Source organism: Ignavibacteriota bacterium (assembly GCA_016713565.1).
Classification (GTDB): Bacteria; Bacteroidota; Ignavibacteria; order Ignavibacteriales; family Melioribacteraceae.
In genome coordinates, this window is sequence record JADJOX010000001.1 from 377,575 (window position 1) to 393,150 (window position 15,576).

Consider the following 15,576-nt stretch of genomic DNA (forward strand, 5'->3'; position numbering starts at 1 on the left):
ATAAAATTATGTATCAATTAAAAATTATTATTGCATTATTGTTTCCCCTTTTTTTTAGTAACAATTTCTTTTCACAGACAAAGCAATTTGAAATTACATTTGATGAATCAATTGCTACTACAAAACTTACCGGTCGAGTATTTTTGATCATTTCAGAAACAAATGAAGTCGAACCTAGACTTCAGAAAAATGAGACACAAATTTTTGGAATTGACGTAGAACAAATATCTCCTGATTCTCAAGTCATCTTTAATGAAAAAATTTTGGGTTTTCCATTAGAGAGCATTAAGGACATAGAAAGTGGAGATTATTACGTTCAAGCAATGTTTAATTTATACACTAAATTCAGCAGGTCCGATGGGCATACAATATGGGCTCATATGGATCAATGGGAAGGGCAAGACTTTAAAATATCCCCTGGAAATTTCTACAGCAGTGTATTAAAGATTCACTTTAACAAATCAATAGATATAATCGAAAATCTCGTTTTAAATAAAGTAATTCCTCAAATTGAAATTCCCGAAGATACAGAGTGGATAAAAAGAATAAAAATTAAAAGTGAAATTTTAACAAAATTTTGGGGGCATCCATTTTATTTAGGTGCTACAATACTTTTACCAAAAGGTTATTACGAACACCCTGAAGTTGAATATCCGGTACATTATATTCAAAGTCATTTTAGTCTTGATCCTTTATATAATTTTACAACAAATAATGATGAAAAAGAAAATGAAGGTTACGAATTTTATAAGACTTGGATTTCGGAAAATTTTCCAAGACTTATATGCGTTTTATTTCAGCACCCAACACCCTATTATGATGATTCATACGCTGTGAATTCCGCAAACAATGGTCCGTTTGGAGATGCGATATTATCAGAATTAATTCCTGAAATTGAAAGCGAATTTAGAATCATTCGAAAACCCTATGCACGAATTTTATCAGGAGGTTCTACAGGTGGTTGGGAAGCTTTGGCACTTCAAGTTTATCATCCAGATTTTTTTGGCGGGACTTGGGTATTTTATCCGGATCCAATTGATTTTTCCCAGTATGGTTTAATAAATTTATATGAAGATGAAAACGCTTTTTTGGTTAAATTATCAGATTGGAGAAGTGCAGATCGCCCGATGAAGCGAACTAATATTGGTCAGCCTAAAATAACATATAGAGAAGTTAGCAGATATGAAAGTGTTTTAGGTAGCAAAAGAAGATCGGGTGAACAGCTCGCTATTTGGGAAGCGGTTTTCGGTCCGGTTGGTAATGACGGCTATCCAAAACCTTTATGGGATGCAAGTAATGGAATAATTGATAAAAGTGTTGTCGAATATATGAAAAATAATAACTACGATCTAAAATATTATATGGTAAAAAATTGGAATTGGCTGGGTCCAAAACTCGTTGGTAAATTACACTTCAGTTGCGGTGACATGGATGGCTGGTATCTTAATTTAGGCACATACAAAATGGAAGAATTTTTAGAAAATGAAAAATTCCCTTATTACAATGGATCATTTGAATATGGACGTCCGCTTAAAGGTCATGGCTGGCGAGAAATTAATGACATTGAACTGATAAAGAAATTAAGTAATTATATTTTAGAAATAACACCTAAAGATGAACTTCCTGCAAAATGGTTATATTAAAATATTTTGAATAGTATTTTTTGATTTTACAATATAAAAAAATGTCTATTAATAATATTAGTATATATAAGTTAATTTGCTAAAATAAGAATACGAATAATTTTTAAGTTTGATATATGGTATGATTATTTTTATGGTTGTGTTAATGTAATTCTTCATTTCGAATAAGTGAATTATTAACCATACACAGGTATAAGCAGCTTTAATATGAAAATAATTTTAATTGCAAAAACGCAATGCAGAGTATTAAGCTGCATAACTAATTCAATATTCAGCGAAAGAAATCTTATACATTCCAGTATATTATCCAATACATTTTTGATTTGTAAAATGCAAAATATTAACTAAAGGAATTAGCAGTGTTTAAAATAAAAACCTCAGTTATTTTACTAATTTTATTTTTAATTTCTGATATGTTAGGACAGGAAATAAATAAACTTCCTGCTGATTATGTTGATCCTTTTATTTGCACAATGGGAGATCACGGACAATGGCTGCCCGCAGCAAATGTACCATTTGGGCTAATTAATCTTTGTCCTGATACTTATCCTGGTAGTTTAACTGCCGACGGCAATTTGGCGCATGGAGGATATGATTATTCAGATACCCAAATTAGAGGTTTTAGTCACTTACACAAAGGCAGCTCGGGTGGAACTCGTTCTGTTAATCGTGCGGGACTTATTTCTTTATTACCTTTTGTTACAATTCCGTCAGACACTTTCTTTAAGAATCCTATATTAGATTTTGATAAGAGTACCGAGACAGCTAAAGCCGGTTATTATTCTGCATTACTTGTGAAGGATAATATTTTAGCCGAGTTAACCGCAACAGCACATTCCGGTTTTCATAGATACACTTTCACAAAAGGAAAAAAAGCAAAATTATTTTTATTTGAAGGTAATACTGATCGTTCTAATGGTATAACATGCAGTATGAAAGATGCAAAAACAATTGAAGGTATTCAAGCAAGTTATAAAGGTATTTATTTTGTTATTAAATTTAATACCGCAGTTAGATCATCAGAAATATGGAATGGAAAAGAAGTTACTCATGGTAACTCATTGAATAAATTATCTAGTGGTGGATTGATTCTTGAATTTGGTGATCTTAAAGGTGAACCACTTGAAGTTAGAGTTGGAGTTTCCCTTACCAGCATAGAAGAAGCAAAAAATAATCTTGAAATTGAAAATCCCGATTTCAATTTTAATTATATTAAAAATAAATCATTTAATAGCTGGAATGAAATTATAAGTAAGATAATTGTTGAAGGAAATGAGGAATACAAGACAATTTTTTATACATCACTTTACAGAACTTGTCATTTACCACAGGTAATTAGTGATCTCAATAAAACCTATTTGGGATTTGATGAAAAAATACATACTGCTGAAGGTTATAATTACTACGGTAATTTTGCATTCTGGGATTCATTTAGAACAAAATATCCATTATATAGTTTGTATCTGCCTTCAGTTTATCAAGATATAGTTAAATCATTGATAAATATATATGAACAAGGTGATTGGGATAAACCTGATGGCCAACATCTTCCGCATGGTCCGGGATCGGGATTTGATATAAAAGGTAAAAATGGATTTATGCCCTTTGAAAATTGCCGTAATGAACATATGCTGATGGTTGTTACGGATTCATATTTCAAGAGTATCAGCGGTCTCGATGCAAAAACAATTTATCCTTATATCAAGAGAGAAGCTCTTGTACAAATGGGAGAAAAGTATGATAAAATAGGATATATACCCGCACGTCCGGATCAAACCGGCGAATATTCTTGGGATAATTGGTGTGTGGCGCAAATCGCAAAGGAAATAGGTAATGAAAAAGATTATGAATATTTTATGAAACGAGCAAATTACTGGCGTAACACATGGGACCCGACCATAAGATTTTTTAGAGCGCGTGCTGCCGACAGTTCATGGCTGGATTTTCCTGAAGATCCGACAGTCAATCGTGAGAAATATACTTATGAAGGAACTAAGTGGCATTGGCGCTGGAACGTTATCCACGATATGCCGTCTTTGATAGAAAACTTCGGTGGAAATGATGAATTTGTAAAAGAATTAAGTTATTTATTTGATAACGATCTTTACACTGCGGGAAATCAAATTGATCTTCATGTACCTTTTCTATTTAATTATGCAGGCGCTCCTTGGCTAACGCAAAAATGGACTTACAAAATTCTAACCGAACCAATTTTGCAGCGTTATAAAACGCATGGATTTTTTGATAAACCAATTTTCGGAAGAATTTATAAAAACACACCTGACGGCTATCTTGAAGAAATGGACGATGATTACGGATGTATGGCTGCATGGTATGCAATGAGCGCAATGGGACTTTACCAAGTTTGTCCGGGCGATCCTATTTATCAAATTTCTTCTCCGATATTTAATAAAGTAACTCTTAAACTTAACGGGAAATTTTACTCCGGAAAAGAATTTGTTATAATTACCAAGAACTTGAGTAAAGAAAATTATTATATACAATCAGCTACTTTAAACGGTATTCCGTTGAACCGTTCGTTTATATCTCACAAAGAAATAATAAATGGCGGTGAGCTTGTATTTGTTATGGGTAAAGAACCAAATAAAGAATGGGGAAGTAAATAGTTTTAATATGGAAATGTTTCCAATAGAAAAGCATGACTTTATATTGAGTAAAACCTCATAACAACTTATGTTTGTTTTATAATATATTAATTCAATGGAGAAGAGAATTTGTTGAAAAGTTATGCGCTTAGTTGTATTTGGAAATTAACTTGTGATAAAATGATATGTTTTGTGATTTATTTTCTCGGTGAGTAAACTATTCAGTCAATTGGAATTTATAATTAAAAAATTGTCGATCTTTTACTATCAGCAAACACCGATACAGCAAATACTCTACGGTTCATCAACAAATAAAACGGAAATATATATCAATTCATTTTTAGGAAATTAAGTTAGGTTTATTAAAGTAATTGATGTATGAATTTCTTTTAATTAAAAATAGCTGACTTAATAATAGGTATGAGTATAAATTGCTAAACAGCATATATAGAAATATAAACCTAAATTATATTGGTATGGTAATGGAAATGATAATAAGAAATAAAGTGAATAACCTAATTCTATTCTTGACGCTTTCTGTTTCAATAATGGCTCAAACAAATGAAATTCACTTTTATGTATCTCCAAATGGATCTGATAATAATATTGGATCAATTGATTTGCCCTTTGTTTCAATTGATAAAGCGATAGATGCAATAAGGGCTGAGCGTATAAAAGCACCAAAAGCATCTTATACTGTTTTTCTTCGTAAAGGGATTTACCATATTTCTAAAACTATTGAATTTGATGATCGGGATGTTTTTGGAGACGAAGCGCCTTTGAACATACGTCCGTATGAAGACGAATCAGTAAGAATTTCCGGCGGAATTAAAATTCCACAAGACATTATTGGTTTTGTTACAGACACAACAATTTCCAATCGGTTTATAACAAGAGTTAAAGATAATATATTGCAAATCGATTATTCGGGTTTGAATATAGATGAGGGAAAAATTCAACCGCATGGTTTTGGGAGACCTTATACAAATACCCAAATGGAATTATTCGGCAGAGAAAGGGCTTATTTTTTGGCGCGCTGGCCAAATAGCGGTTTTATATCATATAATAGGGTTATTGAAAAAGGTTCAACTCCAAGTGAAGGAGATTTTTCGAATAAAGGAGCAGTAATAGAATATACAGCAAACAGAATAAGCCGCTGGCAATCATCGGAAGAACCTTGGATTGCAGGCTTTTTTCATTATGGATTTGCCGATGATGCGCTCCCAATAAAAAATATTGATATTGAAAAAAAACAAATTACAACCGGACTTCCAACATTCTATGGATTTTCTTCGGGCGAATCATTCAATTCATTCTATGGGTTTAATATCAAAGAGGATATCGATATTCCAGGTGAATATTTTGTTGATAAAAAAAATAAAAAAATATTTTTTTATCCTTATGATAATGAAGATTTATCTGACTTAAGCCTATCATTATTGGAAAAACCTTTAATTACGTTTGAGAATTCAGCTAATATTTGTTTTGAAAATATTATTATTGAGTGCACAAGAGGAATGGGCATATATATTGAAGGAGGCAATAATATAAGATTTAATTCCTGCACAATTAGAAATATAGGAACTGTAGCAATATGCTTAGGAAAAGGTGTCGATGAAAATGGAATACCTGCTTCTAAATTACTAGGAAACTTTAAGGAATACTTGTATTCTAATCAAACTTGGGATAGAAATTGCGGCTCGGATCACCTTATTGAAAATTGTGAAATTTTTAATACAGGCTCAGGAGGTATTTTACTTGGCGGCGGAAACCGTCTAACTCTTGAACGAGGCAACAATCGCGTATCTAATTGTTCAATTCATGATTTCAATCGCTACGAAAAAACATACCGTGGCGCAATTAATATTGATGGGGTTGGTAATGTAATTGATCATAATGAAATTTATAATTGTCCTGCTGTGGCAATACATTTAAATGGAAATGATCACCTTATTGAATATAATATCATACATGATGCTGTAACAGATGGTCATGATATGGGTGCCATTTATTACGGTAGAAATCCGAGTGAGCGAGGAAATATTGTCCGCTATAATTATTTTCATCACAATGGAAATAAGGAAGGTACGATAATGTCGGTTTATCATGATGACGGCGCATGCGGAATGGAAGTTTACGGAAATGTTTTTTATAAACCCGGAAATATTGCCGTTATGATTGGAGGAGGAAATGACATTGTTTATCGTAATAATATATTTGTTGACGTTCCAATTGCATTCCATGTTGACAACCGAATGCAAAATTGGGGCAAAGAACAATTTTTGGATAATAATGGAATATTTCATAAACGATTGAATGAAGTGGGAATTGATAAGCTTCCATATTCTGATGCATATCCAAATCTATCAGACTATTGGACCAATAATCTTGGATTGCCAAAACGCAACATAATTAAAAATAATTTGTTTGTTGGTGTTGGGCAAATTCATAATGGATCTTCGGAATGGGTAAATCTTGGAGAAAACATTACGGTATTTACCGATCCAGGATTTGAAAGTTATTCAAAAATGAATTTTAAACTTCGTAATGATTCTAAAGTATTTACCATTTTACCCGATTTCGAAAATATTCCATTTGATAAAATTGGTCGAAAAAAAAGAATCTTTGTTGATAATTTACCAACAAATGCAAATAAAGACACTCAATTACTTTTTGTTCACAATAATGAAACACTAATGGATAACTTTCTTGGAGTGAACGGAGTATACCATGGGTTTGCGTTTATGCCGGAACAGTTAAGAAAGGGAATGAGTGCATCTGATCGTGAACGGGAATTTTCGAGAATAAAAAACATGGGATTAAATATTGCCAGAACATGGTATAGACCAGATTGGGCTTGTGGGAGCAATCTTTATAATGACTTTAATTGGAATTCCCAAAAAATGCTTGCCTTTTATAAGTGGCTCGATGAAATGAAAAAACTCAATGTTGATATTGCACTGCAAGCTGGTTGGTGGTTCACGAATGATACATATTTTCATTCCGGAAATTTAAAAGATAATGATTCTATTGTTCCAAATCCTGAAAAAGATCCGGCTCGTTTTGCTAAATGGATTACAGAATCATTACAACAATTGATAAATGTTAAAAACTATACAAATATTAAATATTTAGTTTTATTTACCGAACCATTAAATTATAAATCCGGAATTGTTCCGGTTGGTTATACTCAAAATGATTATTATGAAAAAGTATGCAAAATTATAAATGAAGAATTGAAAAAAGCAGGATTACGCGATAAAATTAAAATTGTTGGTCCAAATAGCGGAAGCACAAGAAACGCACAGTGGATTGGGTGGGCGAAACATAATCTAAATGATGTGATTGATATTTATAGTTGGCACGCGTATAACGCAACGCGCTGGGATAGAGAATATGGCGGCTGGAAGGAAATAGTTGAATCGGGAAAAAATAAAATCTCCGAAACCGGTAAACCGTTTTGGATTGATGAATATGGTTGTGGAATCCCAAATGAATTAATAAGAACTGAACCTGATTATGGAAATTATATTGCTCAATGTATAGCAGCTTTTATTAAAGCCGGAGCGCAAACTTCTATGATTTGGCTATTAATGGATCAGCAATATGTAGATCCTTTAGAAAATTCTGATGGAAATGATTCGTTTCACAATGGAGTTCATAGATGGGGACTTTCAAAATGGCCGCATGATAATTTGCCGAATGCTAAGAGCCCTTACCCGGCATTTTATGCTTTTAGTATGATAAGCAAATATTTAGGCGGTAGAAACGAAACAAAAGTTTTTAAGACCACCAATTCAGATAGTTTGTATATTGTTGCTACACAGCCGAATGGAAAAGAATTATCAATAATGGTAGTTAATGCTTCTCATTCAGCTAAAAAGTTTGAAATAAAATTTACCGAATCAATAAACTTTAATTTAAGAAAACATCTTTATGATCCAGAACAAATAATTTTAGATGAGGATAAATTTAATATAGATTACGATAAAGAATTTAAAAACGTTCAATCAAATATCCTTGATGAATTACCATCTAGAGGAGTTGCGGTTTACTCAACAATGAAATAAAAAATTGGTGCTGAAAATGAGAAAATCCATTTTAATTAGATTACTTTTTGTTTTATGTCCATTTATTCTTTCCAGCCAGTCTATAGATAATATAAATGCAAACAAATGGCTTAAAGAAAAATTTGCTAAAGGGAGTATTCCGCCATTCTCGTTTGTATATAACGGCATATCATCAGATTCTATTATTACAAGCTGGGATTACAAAATAGAAATACTTAAATCAAATGAACCCTATGTTGAGAATTATTTATATACTTATACAGATAATAAAAGCGGCTTAGTTGTAAAATGTTATACTACTTATTATTCAGATTTTAATGTTGCGGAATATGTATTAAGATTTATAAATACATCAACTCTAAAAACCCCAATAATTGAAAATGCTTCTGTAATTAATAATACGTTTACTTATAAAGAAAGCGGAGTGTTTATACTTCATCACTCGTTAGGAAGCAATGCTGCTGTAAATGATTTTCAACCTTTCGATGAAAAAATGCAAGTTGGTAAAAACATTTTAATGACTCCCATTGGAGGTCGTTCTTCAGATAATACGGCATTTCCATTTTTCAATATTGAAAGTCCGGCAAAACAAGGAATTGTTGCTGCAATTGGTTGGACGGGTAAATGGTTTGCTGACGTAGTTCAAAGAGATGAAAAATCAGTTTCTTTGAGATCCGGAATGGAAAATATGCATTTAACATTATATCCAAAAGAAGAAATCAGAACACCTAAAATTTGTCTTTTGTTCTGGAATGGCGAAGATAGAATTATAGGTCATAATCAATTTAGGAGGTTTATATTAGCTCATCATACAAGAAAAATTAATGGCATTAAACCTGAGTTACCTTTGTCCGTTTCATTCGAATTGGATGGGGCTCCTTTTCCATGTACAGTTCACACTTGCATAACGGAAACTTCAGCATTGGCACATATAAAACGATATCAGCAATTTAAACTTACACCGGAATTATTTTGGATTGATGCCGGATGGTACTCTGGATGCGGATGGGATAAAGCAAATGGTGAATGGCCGCAGAATGTGGGTAATTGGACAATTGATAAAGAACGTTTCCCCAATGGATTTAGATCGGTATCCGAGGCAGCTCATTCCTCAAATGCAAAATTAATGGTGTGGTTCGAACCTGAACGAGTTCAAAAAGGTACACAAATTTACAACGAGCACCCTGAATGGCTGAAAGGTTTATCCAATTCTGATTCATATTTGTACGACCTTGGAAATTCTGATGCAAGACTTTGGATTACAAATTATATTACAGATTTTTTAAAAAATGAAGGCATAGATTATTATAGACAAGATTTCAATTTTGATCCTATGCCCTATTGGAAAAAATATGATACGCCTGACAGAGTTGGTATTTCGGAAGCAAAATATATTGAAGGCTTATATGCTTTTTGGGATAGTTTACTCGTACGGTTTCCCAATTTGATTATTGATAACTGTGCAAGCGGCGGAAGAAGAATTGATTTAGAAACAACTTCCCGAAGTACACCATTTTGGAGAACTGATTTGGAACAGAACGCGACCGGAAATCAAAATCATACTTATGGTTTAAATTTATATTTGCCTCTTCACGGAACAGCTTTATATAAAACAGGTAATTATTATTTTAGATCAAGTTTAGGAAGTTTAGCTGTTATAAACTGGAGCGTTAATGGCAGCAACAATGAAACTATTCAAACATATCAGCAATATATTTCTGATTTTAAACGATTGAGAGAATACTATTACGGTGATTACTATCCGTTAACAACCGCACATAGTCGTTATATGAATAACAACTCGTGGTTGGCTTACCAGTTAAATCGTCCTGATCAGAAAGATGGAATAATATTGGCATTTAGGCGTGATAGATATACGGACGATTCGATGATAATAAAATTAAATGGATTAGAAGCTGATTCAAAATATGAATTGTATTATGAAGACAATGGAGCTAGAATTATAAAATTAGGTAAAGAACTAACAGAAGGAATTGAAATTAAAATTTTGGATAAACCGGGTTCTTTACTTATTAGCTATAAAGAAATGGCAAAATAATTTTTAATGAAAATATAATGTCGCATGGAACATAAAATGAATTTAAGAAAATTAAAATTTTTACATTTTGGATTTAGTGACCAATGGAAAGTTAGAATAAAACTCAAATATTGGTCTAAAAAAGTATTTAAAAATTCCTTTCATATTTTTGCGCCTTCAATGTTTTATTTTGTAATATCTTCATGTGGATCAACTTCAGACAAATTAATAGAACGGAGCATGAATGAATATTTTGAAAATCCTCCCGATTCTGTGCGGCCTGGAGTATACTGGTATTTCATGGATGGTAATATTTCCAAAAAAGAAATAACGGAAGATCTTGAATCAATGAAAGAAGTCGGGATTGGCAGTGTAATATTTCTAGAGGTTAATGTTGGAGTTCCAAGGGGAACAGTTAATTTTTTAAGTGAAGAATGGCAAGAATCTTTTGTTCATGCGGTTCGTGAATGTGAAAGACTTGGAATAACATTTACTCTCGGTATTGGACCGGGTTGGAGTGGAAGCGGTGGTCCCTGGGTTAAGCCCGAAGAATCTATGCGGCATTTGGTTTATAATTCTACTAAAGTAACCGGAGGTTTAAATCAGAAAATTACTATTGAAAAACCGGAACGCAGAACCCCTTTTTTTGGCGAAAATGTTTTAACTGATGAATTAAGAAAATTAAGCGATGATTACTATGAGGATATAGCGCTGCTTGCTTTTCCTACGGACTCAAATAATAACATAATAAAAGATATTGATGAAAAAGCGTTATACTATCGCGCTCCATATTCTTCTGTGCAACATGTAAAGCCATATTTAAACGAACCATTTAAAAATATTTCATCGGAAATATCGGCAATTAAAAAGAATGAAATTATTGATCTGACAAATTCATTGCAGAAAGACGGACAGCTTAATTGGCAAGTACCGGTTGGAAATTGGACCATTATGCGTTTCGGGATGAGAAATAACGGGGCTGTAACACGACCAGCTCCACTGCCCGGATTAGGTTTTGAATGTGATAAATTTGATACCTCAGCGCTTAATAATCATTTCACGGAATATGTAGGAAAACTTATTAAAAAGGTTAATCCACTGAAAGTTGGTACAGGCGGTTGGACTATGTTACATATGGATAGCTGGGAAATGGGCGCGCAAAACTGGAGTTCTGAATTCAGGAAAGAGTTTCAAGCTCGTCGCGGATACGACCCTCTACTTTACCTTCCTGCGTATAGTGGAAAGGTTATAGAAAATAAAGAAATAACAGAAAGATTTTTATGGGATATTAGAACTACTTCTCAAGAACTCATTTTTGATTATCATGTCCGTCATCTTAAAAAACTTGGCAATAAGTTCGGAATGAGATTATCAATTGAACCGTATGATATGAATCCAACTTCTGATCTTGAACTTGGCGCATTTGCTGATATTCCAATGTGCGAATTCTGGAGTAAAGGTTTTGGTTTTAATACTTCATTCAGTTGTTTTGAAGCCTCATCTTTAGCCAATCTTCTAGGTGTTAATGTGGTTCAGGCAGAGGCATTTACTGCCGAATCAACGGAAGCTTGGAAATTATATCCCGGCGCAATGAAAAATCAAGGCGATTGGGCTTTTTCAACCGGCATAAATAAATTTTTTTATCATACCTTCGCTCATAAAGCAATTGGAAATCAGTATCGTCCCGGCATGACTATGGGTCCATATGGCGTGCATTGGGATAGAGGTCAAACCTGGTGGCCAATGGTTTCTGAATATCATAAATATATTTCAAGATGTTCGTATATGCTTCAACAAGGAAGAAAAGTTGCCGATATTTTATACTTAACTCCGGAAGGCGCACCAAATGTATTTAGACCGCCAACATCAGCATTATCAGGGAACGATACTATTCCGGATCACAAAGGATTTAATTTTGATGGCTGTCCTCCAAGTTTATTGATTTCAAAAGCAAGCGTAAATGAAAACAAAATTATATTTCCCGGTGGAGCTTCATATAAAATACTGATCTTGCCTGATCAAAAAACAATGACGCCTGAATTACTTGAAAAGATAGAAACGTTAGTTAAAGCCGGAGCTGTTGTAATTGGTAATCCGCCGGTCCAATCTCCAAGTCTGGTAAATTATCCCAATTGTGATGTATTTGTTGAAACTACAGCCATAAAATTATGGGGACAAATGGAAATCCCTTTAAAATTATCACAGAGGAATTATGGCGAAGGGAAAATATTTTGGGGCGGTGAATTAAATTCGAATATTAAAGATGAGCAATACCCAAGCTATGAAGCAACAGCAGCATTGTTAAATAAATTGGGCATTCAAGAAGACTTTATTTGTTTATCTCCGATTCGGTATATTCATTATACCAACAATGAATGTGATATATTTTTTGTTTCAAATAAATCTGATTCATCTATTAGTGCGGAATGTCTTTTTAGAATAAAAAATGGAAATCCGCAATTATGGGATCCTTTAAATGCTAAAATTATAAAATTATCCAATTATTCAGAACATAATAATCAAACTACTGTACAAATTGATTTTAAACCATATCAAAGTTATTTTGTTGTGTTCTATAAAAATGAAAGTTCTGTGCAGATCAATACTGAAATTAAGAAGAATATTTTGGAAACGACTACAATTAAAAATTTAACAGATGGATGGACAGTTTCTTTCGATCCCAAGTGGGGCGGGCCGGAACGAATAAATTTTAATGAACTTTCGGATTGGACAAAGCGTTTTGAATATGGAATAAAATATTATTCCGGACTAGCTATGTATAAAAAGAACTTTGAATTGTCGTTAGATGATTTCAAATTTGATAATTCAGAAATGTATCTTGAATTAGGCGAAGTAAAAAATATAGCTCATATTAGGCTGAACGGTAAGAATCTGGGTATTGTTTGGACAGCTCCATGGCATGTTAATATTACAGACGCCGCAAAAGTCGGCAGCAACAATTTGGAAATTGAAATAGCCAATCTTTGGGTAAATAGGTTAATAGGCGATGAACAATTTCCATATGATGGCGTGATAGATAATAAATGGCCGGATTGGCTTCTTGAAGGTAAGCCGCGTACAAGTGGCAGATTTACATTTACACCAAAAAGATTCTATACTAAAAATGATTCTTTGTTGAAGTCGGGTTTAATTGGACCAGTAAAAATTACTATTCAAAAATCTACAGGTAAATAATGAATAAAATAAAATATCTAATAATTGTTGCGCTTCTTTTTAATGCCTGTGAAATGCAAGGACAAATTAACCTCAATTCGAATCCAAAATTTATAGGAAGGGCTAACAGTTTTTTCGGACTGCATTTTGATTTTCACGCAACACAAAAAGATGATCAAATTGGAAAATCTTTTTCAGCTGAAACAATAGATAGCATGTTGACATTAATTAAACCCGATTATATTCAAGTTGATTGTAAAGGTCACCCGGGAATTTCAAGTTATCCTACGAAAATAGGAAATTCCGCACCGGGATTTGTAAAAGATGTATATAAAATTTGGCGAGAAGTAACTGCCAAGCATGGAGTTGGATTATTTGTTCACTATTCCGGAGTAATAGACAACGAGGCAGCAAGGAAACATCCGGAATGGGCTGCTGTTAATAGGGATGGTAAAATTAGTGAAACAAATATCTCGGTTTTAAGCCCCTATGTAAACGAACTACTTATTCCGCAAATGAAAGAACTAATTGATAATTACAAAATTGATGGAGCATGGATCGATGGTGAAAGTTGGGCGTTAGGTTTGGATTATAGTAAAAAAATGTTGGACGCATTTCATAATGAAACGGGAATAACAAGCGTACCGTATTATTCTAATGATAAATATATGCTTGAATTCAAAACATTTAATAGAAATGTTTTCAGAAATTATATTGCTCACTATGTAGATGAAATTCATAAATATAATCCTGAATTCCAAATTACAAGTAATTGGGCGTTTTCCTCCTTTATGCCTCGACCAATTGATGTGAATATTGATTTTATTTCAGGCGACTTTGATCCAAACAATAGTTTATACAGTGGATTGTTTGAATCTCGCTGTATTGCTTCGCAAGGTAAACCCTGGGATTTAATGGTATGGAGTTTTACACATGATAATGAAGGTGCCCATATTTACAAATCACCGGTACAACTTAAACAAGCGGCAGCTGTTGTAATTTCTATGGGAGGCGGTTTTCAAATGTATTCAACCCAAAATAGAGATGCATCTATTAAACCATGGATTTTTGAAACACTTCATAGTGTAAGTGAATTTTGCCGAGAAAGGCAGCCTTTTACTCAAAATGCAAAACCGATTCCTCAAATTGCGCTTCTTTATTCTACCGCAAATTTTGAGAAGAATTCGGAGCCGCTGTATTCAAGTTCAGGATTTATACAAGATCCATTAAAAGGAATGTTGAATCTGCTGCTTGACTCACAAAACGCTGTTGAAATATTAATGGAACATCATCTTGAAAAAAGAATTAATGAATATCCACTCGTTGTAATTCCTGAAACACAATACTTATCGGAAGATTTTAAGAAAGTATTATTAAGTTATGTTAATAACGGCGGAAACTTATTAGTAGTTGGAGCCGAAGCGACAAGAATGTTTGCAGATCAATTAAATGTTGAAATGAAAGATACAGCTTCGGTAGTTGTTAAAAACTTGGCGTGGAATGGAAATATGGCCGGATTAAGCGGACTTTACCAGCCTTTTTCTCCAAAGATTTCAGCGGAAACTTTCGGTCAAATTTACAACGAACCGGATTTTCGTTTTACTTCTTCCCCGGCAGCCACAATTGCTCAATTTGGTAAAGGTAAAATTGCGGGCGTTTATTTTAGTATTGGAAAAAATTACTTGAGAATGAATAATCCTGTATATCGAAATTTTATAAATGCATTGGTTAAAAAATTATTTCCTAATCCCAAAGTTGAAATTAGTTGTAATGAAAATGTTGTTTTAACAGTAAATCAACTTGAAAATAAACTTGCAATAAATTTAATTAACTTATCGGGTCCGCATGCAAATACGCGTGTTGCTCGTTACGATAACATTCCATCAATTGGTCCGTTTGATGTAAAAGTTAAAGTGAGTTCCAAACCAACACAAGTTATGCTGGAACCAGAAAATATATCGCTTAAATATTCTTATGAAAATGGGGAAATAAAAGTAAAGATTAACAAACTTGATATTCATTCAATCATCATAGTTAAATAGGAG

The 15,576-nt window shown here is 33.1% G+C and carries 6 protein-coding genes; all 6 read left to right on the top strand.

From position 1 onward, the window contains the following. Positions 1 to 8: 8 nt before the first annotated feature. The 6 genes from IPK06_01610 (at position 9) to IPK06_01635 (ending at position 15,573) form a co-directional block, all read left to right on the top strand. Positions 9 to 1,643, top strand: coding sequence for a hypothetical protein (locus IPK06_01610; protein MBK7978712.1), 1,635 nt, complete (start codon positions 9 to 11; stop codon positions 1,641 to 1,643). Positions 1,644 to 2,002: 359 nt separating this feature from the next. Next, on the top strand, positions 2,003 to 4,270 hold the full coding sequence (locus IPK06_01615; protein ID MBK7978713.1) for a GH92 family glycosyl hydrolase: 2,268 nt from the start codon (positions 2,003 to 2,005) through the stop codon (positions 4,268 to 4,270). A gap of 410 nt (positions 4,271 to 4,680) precedes the next feature. Further along, positions 4,681 to 8,319, top strand: coding sequence for a right-handed parallel beta-helix repeat-containing protein (locus tag IPK06_01620; protein ID MBK7978714.1), 3,639 nt, complete (start codon positions 4,681 to 4,683; stop codon positions 8,317 to 8,319). 16 nt (positions 8,320 to 8,335) lie between these two features. Further along, positions 8,336 to 10,378 (top strand): alpha-galactosidase, encoded by a 2,043-nt coding sequence (locus tag IPK06_01625; GenBank protein ID MBK7978715.1) that lies wholly within the window; start codon positions 8,336 to 8,338, stop codon positions 10,376 to 10,378. Positions 10,379 to 10,414: 36 nt separating this feature from the next. Continuing rightward, positions 10,415 to 13,552, top strand: coding sequence for a glycosyl hydrolase (locus IPK06_01630; GenBank protein ID MBK7978716.1), 3,138 nt, complete (start codon positions 10,415 to 10,417; stop codon positions 13,550 to 13,552). Beyond that, entirely contained in the window at positions 13,552 to 15,573 is a 2,022-nt protein-coding gene (locus IPK06_01635; GenBank protein ID MBK7978717.1) for a hypothetical protein, read from the top strand. The genes IPK06_01630 and IPK06_01635 overlap by 1 nt, the downstream gene beginning before the upstream one ends. The last annotated feature ends 3 nt before the right edge of the window (positions 15,574 to 15,576 follow it).

Excerpts from the sequence above, each read along its gene's own strand:
- IPK06_01625 (MBK7978715.1), top strand. The coding sequence starts at position 8,336 with ATGAGAAAATCCATTTTAATTAGATTACTTTTTGTTTTATGTCCATTT.
- IPK06_01610 (MBK7978712.1), top strand. The coding sequence starts at position 9 with ATGTATCAATTAAAAATTATTATTGCATTATTGTTTCCCCTTTTTTTT.
- IPK06_01630 (MBK7978716.1), top strand. The coding sequence starts at position 10,415 with ATGAATTTAAGAAAATTAAAATTTTTACATTTTGGATTTAGTGACCAA.
- IPK06_01635 (MBK7978717.1), top strand. The coding sequence starts at position 13,552 with ATGAATAAAATAAAATATCTAATAATTGTTGCGCTTCTTTTTAATGCC.